Source organism: uncultured Campylobacter sp. (genome assembly GCF_937997595.1).
GTDB lineage: Bacteria > Campylobacterota > Campylobacteria > Campylobacterales > Campylobacteraceae > Campylobacter_B.
In genome coordinates this window covers 1-6,627 of the sequence record NZ_CALKTS010000239.1, presented here as the reverse complement: position 1 = coordinate 6,627, position 6,627 = coordinate 1, and the positions used below count along the sequence as shown (strand labels likewise).

Genomic DNA, 6,627 nt, shown 5'->3' with positions numbered 1-6,627 from the left:
ATATCCTTTTTAGGCGAACTCTTTCGCGCTTAATTTATAGCCGTTTTTAAAATTTAATCACATGCTATGGCGCGCTACGTGGGAATTTGAATGGATAGCAAAATAAAACCGAGCCAAAGAGCGACTAAATTTAAAGCGGACGTTAAAGAGCAAAGATAAAATTTAAAGCAGAAGTGTGTGGTTGTTTTAGCTCAATATGGGCGATCAAAAGAGCGGAGCAGGGCGCTATGTCGCGGCAGCATAAATAAAATGCTACAAAGAAGCGGCTTAAATTTAAACACCGTCTTGCTCTAAATTTAAGCCCATCTTGCTTGAATGCGAGGTTTTTTTGAGTGCAACGTAGCGTAAATTTAAATCTTTCACGCGAGCGCTGTAGTGCGCAGGCGCGGATTAAAATAGCGCGCGCAAATTTAAATATCGTCGCGCAAAATCCGGCCTGCGTTTGAAATTTAGCTCGTTTAAATTTTAAACGTTTTTAGCAGGCTGCCTAAATTTAATCCCTTATTTTCGCCGTTTGCGCCGCCTCCTAAAAGATCGCCCAAAAAGCTACTTGCGTCGTTGATATCGATTTTGCCGTCGCCGTTGAGGTCGAGCTTGGCGCTTGCGATTTTGCCGATCAGCGCGCTAAAATCCACCCCTTTGCTATCGACGGCGTTTGCTTGTACGTCCTCGCCGCCGCCCAAAAGTCCGCCCAGCATCGAGCCCAGCGAGCTAGATTCGCCGCTTTCGCTTTTGCTTAAAAAATTTGAGCTGATGCCCGCAATTATCGCATTTATCTGATCGTCAGGCAGGTCCACGCCTAGAAATTTTTCGATAAAAGCGACCGGACCGCTTTGAAATTCTCTTAAATTTTTATCGTCGCTTTTGAGTGCAGAGACCATATTTACAAGTCCGTTTATGTCCATTTACGCCTCCTTGATCTTGGCTTTTGCAGCCTGTTTTACGATAAGCTCTATTACTTTTAGGGCGTCCGCCTTAGCCTCAAAATCCTTGCTAACGGCGATGATCTGTCCGTTGCTAGCCGTTAGGCGGAAGCGAACCTTGTCTGCTTTATCAGTGTAAAGCTCAAATTTCGGATTGTTTAGCTTTTCTCCGCCTGCGATTTGATCCTCGATCTTATTTAGCGCGGCGTTTTTTGCGACGCTTTCGATGCCGTTTTTGCAAGCGGCCTTGCTCGTGTAAACCTCGGAGGTACATAGCACGTGCCCGTCATAAAGTAGATCGAATTTGCAGCCATCCTTGGCGTCTTTGATTAAAAACTCAGCCATTTTTCATCCTTTCGTAGAAGATATCATTATTTTAGCTAAAATTTTAATAAATATTTTTAATAGGCGCGGAATTTTCTGCTAAAATTGCGCACAAATTTCATTTACAAAGGATCATAATGATAAAGGCTCTACGTTTTAGCTTGATTTTCGCCGCTACTTTAGGATTTGGCGCGGATGAGAGCGATGCATTATTTAAGGACATAAGGACGCGTCTGGGCTGCAATCTAGCCGCACAGGACTGCGAGACTAACGCGGGCGGGCAGAAGGCGCTTTTTAGCGTGGCGCGCCATCCGATCGAAGCGGGAGCAAACGAGCTAAAAATAAGCGGAATTTCGCGTGAGCTGAAAAATCCGAGCGTTAAAATTTCGGGCGTGAGTATGAATATGGGCAATGCGGAATTCCCGCTAAAGCGCAGCGCAGACGGCTATGAAGCGACGCTTGACGTTGCAGTGTGCACGCACGCCGTAATGCGCTACAAGCTTGAAATTTACGAGGATGGCAAGCCTAGCGGGCTTTTTGTGTATTTTGATCTGCGAAAGCGTGCTACGGATCGAGACCGCGGCGAAGACATGCACTCGCATCATCACGAGCATTAGATGCGCCCCGTCGCAATATGGTATAAAATTTTACGCTTCTTTGCGACGTCTGCTAAAATTTACACGTTGCTCGGAGAAAATTTTATAAATTTTATAAAGCGCCGCTTGCGATAAATTTTATGCGTCTTTCGAGCGACGCACGTCGCGGGCAGATACGGGTGCCTGCGCAAATACGCGGCTCGCCGTAGCGACCTAGGTGCGCTTTATAGGCGTTTGCAAACGTGCCATTATAAGCGTACGGCGATTTTCCGCGCGTTCGCCGCAAACACTCCGTATTCGCCCGCTCGCCTAATTTTCCCGCCTCGAAATTTTAAAATTTTTAAAATTCGCTTGCGTTTCATACGCCCAAGCTACGCGGAATTTTGAAATTCCTTGTATAATCCGAGTAAATTTTAAAATCTAAGGAAAGCCATGCAAATATTAAGACAAAAGCACTTTAGCGGCGAGCGCGCGCTGTTCGGCGCAAAGGATCTGCGGATCGAAAATTCCGTCTTCGGCGAGGGCGAGTCGCCGCTAAAGCACAGCGCAAATATCGTCGCGCAAAACTGTAAATTTGAGTGGAAATATCCGTTTTGGTACGCCGAAAATATCCGCGCGCAAGACTGCTTCTTCGACGAGATCGCGCGCGCAGGGATCTGGTATAGCCGCGGCGTGGTGCTAAAAGATTGCCTCTACGGTGCGCCTAAAGGGTTTCGCCGCGTAAAAGACGCCGCGCTACAAAACGTAGAATTTCACGACGCGCAAGAGACCTTGTGGCACTGCAGCGACGTCACGCTAAAAAACGTTACCGCAAAGGGCGCGTATTTCGGGCTTGATTGCGAAAACTTAAGCATCGAAAATCTATCGCTCTTCGGGGATTACTGCTTCGACGGCTGTAGAAACGTAACGATCAAAAACTCCAAGCTACTATCCAAGGACGCATTTTGGAACTGCGAAAATATCGTGGTCGAGAACTGCTTCATCGCGGGCGAATACTTCGGCTGGAATTCCAAAAATGTAACGCTGCGAAACTGCAAGATCGAGAGCCTGCAGGGCTTTTGCTATATGCAAAATTTGCGCTTGCAAGACTGCGAGCTGATAAATACGACGCTGGCGTTTGAATACAGCGACGTCCGTGCCGAGGTAAAAGGCGCAATCGATAGCGTCAAAAATCCGAGCAGCGGGCTAATCCGCGCGGCAAGCATCGGCGAGCTGATCCTAGATGGCGCAACGGACGCGTCTAAAACTGAAATCATTACTGAATTAAGGGCGTAAGATGGGACTTTTTGATTTTATAAGTGGCAAGGAGAAATACGACTTCGACACTCTGCCAAATCGCCGCGGCACGAAGTCGCTTAAATGGGACGTAGGCGAGAGCGAGCTTCCGATGTGGGTCGCGGATATGGACTTTGCCGTAGCGCCCGAGATCATCGAGGCTCTGCAAAAGCGGCTGAACGAGCGAGTTTTAGGCTATTCGCTTGTAGATGATGAGTGGCGCAGCGCGTATCAAGGCTGGTGGCTCGCGCGCCACGATTATGAAATCCAAAAGGAGTGGCTGATCTATGCTGGCGGCACGCTGCCTGCGATCGATTCGATCATCCGCAAGCTCACCTCGCCCGCCGAGAACGTGCTACTGATGAGCCCCGTTTACAACTGCTTTTACTACTGCATTAAAAACGCCGCCCGCGTGCCTGTGGAGAATGAGCTTGCCTACGCTAACGGCGATTATAGCATCAATTGGGAGGATCTACAGGCTAAGCTTGCCGATCCGCAGACGACGCTTTTTATCCTTTGCAACCCGCACAATCCGGTCGGTCGCACCTTTAGCAGAGATGACCTTGCCCGCATCGGTGAGCTGTGCGAGAAGCACGGCGTGACGGTGCTTAGCGACGAGGTGCATTGCGATCTGACCGAGCCTGGCGTGCGTTACACGCCATTTGCTGCGGCAAGCAAGATCTGCGAGAGGATTTCGGCTAGCATAATCGCGCCAACCAAGGCGTTTAACATCGCGGGGCTGCAAAGCGCGGCGGTCTTTGCCGCAGATAAGCGCTTGCGTCATAAAATTTCAAAGGCGCTAAATTCCGACGACATCGCCGAGCCGAATTTTTTCGCAGTGCAGGGCGCGATCGCCGCATTTACGAAGGGTGCGCCGTGGCTGGACGCGCTGCGCGAATACCTCAGCGAAAATCGCAAATTCGCGGCGGAATTTATCGCGCGTGAGCTTCCGCAGGTGCATGTCGTGCCGCAAGATGCAACCTATCTGATGTGGCTTGATACGGGCGCTTACACGCAGGATAGCGCGGAGCTTGCGCGCTTCATCCGCGAAAAAACGGGGCTGTATCTCTCCTGCGGCGCGCAATACGGCAAGGGCGGCGAGAAATTTTTGCGCTTAAATATCGCGACCTCTAGGGCGCTGCTAAAAGACGGGCTAGGGCGGCTGAAAGAGGCGCTAAAGATTTGTCCGCATTAAACGAGCTGCGGCGCGGCAAAGGCGAAATTTAAAATTTTATAACGGCTAAATTTAAAGCGACGGATTAAATTTTAAAATTTTGCGGCAGGGCGCGAGTTTTGCGCTAAATTTAGCGACGATCAGGCGGCGGCGCGCGAGCGTTTAAATTTGGCGCGCGGCAAATAAACCGGCGCTAAATGCGCTACAAAAGGCGGATTATGGATAGAAACGGCGATTTAGAGGAGCTTTATCTACTTGAAAAACGGCGCGAAAAGCTCGCGCGCATTAGCAAGCTCGTCTCATTTTTGATAGCCCTGCTGCTGCTCGGGCTTTATGCGTTTTTGAATACCGGGGCAGAGCCCGTCTCGTTTGATACGAACTGGCTTATAATCGCGCTTTTCATCATCTTCCCCCTCTTAAACGGGCTGCTCTACCGCCTATTTTACAGCCTAAGCCTTGGCAAAAACGGCGGCACGCAGCGCGCAAATTTTGATAAATTTAGCGGCTTTGATACGGCGCAAGATACGGACGCATTAGGGCAGGGCGCGGCGCAAACTGGGCGAATTTTAAGTACCGATATAAACGAGGGGCGGGTATTAAAGGCTAAAGCGGGCGAGGGCAGCGGCTTTAAAGACGGCGATAGCCGCGGGAGCGCTATTTGCGGGAGGTTTGTGCCCAAAGCCGCCGAAAGTGAGGGCGGGAGCGAAAAAGACGGCGCAACCGGATCAAAATTTAACTTTCTAGCCGATCTGCAGAGCCTAGAGGATGAGCGCGCGGCGCTGCAAAAAGCGGTGAAAAAGGCCAACATCGTCGCCGCTGTCGTAGGGCTCGGCGTGGGCGCACTGGTGGCGCGCTTTTGGGACGAAGTGGCGCCCGGCGTATTTTTCGGCATCTCCGTTTACGGCATAGTAGGCGCTCTTTTAACGGCGAGCAAAAGACGGAATTTCAGATCAAATTTTAAAAGCAGGATCGTCGCGAGCATCGCAAAAAGCTTCGGGCTTAGCTACGATGAAAATGGTGGGCTGGGGACGGATGAGTTTTTTGAAATTTACGACTGCTACATAAACGAGCAATCGAGCGAGGATATGATGAGCGGGGAGGTGCAGGGCGTGCGCGTGAGATTTAGCGACTTTTACGCCGCCGAAAAGGTGCGCACCAAAAACGGCACTCGCACCGACGTAAAATTTCAAGGAGTGCTTTTCGTCGCGGACTTTCACAAAAGGCTTAGCTGCGAGGTGCGCGTATGTCACAAAAACTCGCGGAATCTGCGCAAATACGGGCAGCGAGCGAATATGGACGACGTGAAATTTGAGGAGTTTTTCGACGTCTATACGACCGATCAGGTGGGCGCAAGATACGCGCTGACACCGCTTTTGATGCAGCGACTGACGGAGGTCTATCTAAGGCTGGGCTCGCAGATAAACGCGGTGCTAAGGGAGGATAAAATTTACGTGGCGATCGAGACCTGGCGCGATAATTTCGAGCCTAGAATCGACTGCTCGCTAAAGCAGGACTCCACGATAGAGCTTTACGTAGATGAGATCGGCGCGCTTGCGGGTATCGTGAGCGAGCTAAATTTGAACCGCAAAATTTGGAGCGAATGAGGCGGGCGGCGGCGCAGTGGAATATGGTAGAGGCGGTTGCTGCATACGGTTCTGGCGATACACAGATATGCAGACAAAGCGCGCGGGATCGTAGGCTTAGCGGCACAGATGCGCTGTGTAGCTGGGCGTGGAAATGGATGCGTTGCGCGGCTTATGCGTTTGGCTCTTAAATCGGTACGGAAAATTTAGCCCGCGTGGAAATTTACAAGTCGTTTTGAGCCGATAAATTTTATAAATTCTCGCTCGGTTTAACGATCGGTCGCTCGCGATTTATCACTGCTCGTGCGATATAAATTTTTATCGCACGAGCAGTTTGTATTAGAATTCTACTGTCGCTTGAAATTTTACGCCGCCGCGTGCGACTTAAAATTTGCCGCGACGACCCGCGCTAGGCTGCGTTTCGGCTCGGCTAAATTTACTCGGCGGCAATTCGCCGTGCGGAAGCAAAACTTTGCCGCTAGATCGATAAATTTAGCTAGCTTATAAAAGTACTCGCCGCCACTTTTGACATTTACAGCCGCCGTTCGGCAAAGATACGGCGGGCTCGTCACTGCAAGGTCGCAGGGCTCAATTGCCCTGCTAAACTAGACGGCGAATCTAAATTTATAACTTCCCACCCTCGATTACGACGTCGTCAGCCTTGATGTCATCGCCGTATACCGGCGCTAGCGTCGCATCGTAGTCGGCGTGGAAAAATTTCTCGTCCGCGAGCTTTACGATTAGATCGTCAA

General features: G+C 50.4%; 7 protein-coding genes and 1 pseudogene. 5 read left to right on the top strand and 3 right to left on the bottom strand.

What is annotated here, in order from left to right; translation table 11 throughout:
- Positions 1-458: 458 nt before the first annotated feature.
- Together Q0614_RS08070 and Q0614_RS08065 are read right to left on the bottom strand one after the other, a co-directional pair.
- Positions 459-905, bottom strand: a complete 447-nt coding sequence (locus Q0614_RS08070) for a hypothetical protein (RefSeq protein ID WP_298787897.1) — start codon at positions 903-905, stop codon at positions 459-461.
- The gene (locus Q0614_RS08065; RefSeq protein WP_005873032.1) at positions 906-1,268 is read right to left on the bottom strand and encodes a DUF1508 domain-containing protein; all 363 of its coding nucleotides are present in this window, start codon (positions 1,266-1,268) and stop codon (positions 906-908) included.
- A gap of 116 nt (positions 1,269-1,384) precedes the next feature.
- On the opposite strand from Q0614_RS08065, the gene Q0614_RS08060 reads away from it, so the two are divergent.
- From Q0614_RS08060 to Q0614_RS08040, 5 genes are all read left to right on the top strand, one after another.
- Positions 1,385-1,864 (top strand): hypothetical protein, encoded by a 480-nt coding sequence (locus Q0614_RS08060; protein WP_298787895.1) that lies wholly within the window; start codon positions 1,385-1,387, stop codon positions 1,862-1,864.
- 411 nt (positions 1,865-2,275) lie between these two features.
- Positions 2,276-3,118, top strand: coding sequence for a DUF3737 family protein (locus tag Q0614_RS08055; protein ID WP_298787893.1), 843 nt, complete (start codon positions 2,276-2,278; stop codon positions 3,116-3,118).
- A 1-nt stretch (position 3,119) separates the two neighbouring features.
- On the top strand, positions 3,120-4,313 hold the full coding sequence (locus Q0614_RS08050) for a MalY/PatB family protein (RefSeq protein ID WP_298787891.1): 1,194 nt from the start codon (positions 3,120-3,122) through the stop codon (positions 4,311-4,313).
- 197 nt (positions 4,314-4,510) lie between these two features.
- Positions 4,511-5,896, top strand: a complete 1,386-nt coding sequence (locus Q0614_RS08045; RefSeq protein ID WP_298787889.1) for a DUF3137 domain-containing protein — start codon at positions 4,511-4,513, stop codon at positions 5,894-5,896.
- Positions 5,893-6,066, top strand: a complete 174-nt coding sequence (locus Q0614_RS08040) for a hypothetical protein (RefSeq protein WP_298787887.1) — start codon at positions 5,893-5,895, stop codon at positions 6,064-6,066. Before Q0614_RS08045 ends, Q0614_RS08040 begins: the two co-directional genes overlap by 4 nt.
- A gap of 433 nt (positions 6,067-6,499) precedes the next feature.
- On the opposite strand, the pseudogene Q0614_RS08035 reads toward Q0614_RS08040, so the two are convergent.
- Positions 6,500-6,627: pseudogene (locus Q0614_RS08035) on the bottom strand (ABC transporter substrate-binding protein); the annotation flags it as partial.

Coding starts and splice junctions, on each gene's coding strand:
- Q0614_RS08040 (WP_298787887.1), top strand. CDS start 5,893: ATGAGGCGGGCGGCGGCGCAGTGGAATATGGTAGAGGCGGTTGCTGCA.
- Q0614_RS08065 (WP_005873032.1), bottom strand. CDS start 1,268: ATGGCTGAGTTTTTAATCAAAGACGCCAAGGATGGCTGCAAATTCGAT.
- Q0614_RS08060 (WP_298787895.1), top strand. CDS start 1,385: ATGATAAAGGCTCTACGTTTTAGCTTGATTTTCGCCGCTACTTTAGGA.
- Q0614_RS08070 (WP_298787897.1), bottom strand. CDS start 905: ATGGACATAAACGGACTTGTAAATATGGTCTCTGCACTCAAAAGCGAC.
- Q0614_RS08055 (WP_298787893.1), top strand. CDS start 2,276: ATGCAAATATTAAGACAAAAGCACTTTAGCGGCGAGCGCGCGCTGTTC.
- Q0614_RS08050 (WP_298787891.1), top strand. CDS start 3,120: ATGGGACTTTTTGATTTTATAAGTGGCAAGGAGAAATACGACTTCGAC.
- Q0614_RS08045 (WP_298787889.1), top strand. CDS start 4,511: ATGGATAGAAACGGCGATTTAGAGGAGCTTTATCTACTTGAAAAACGG.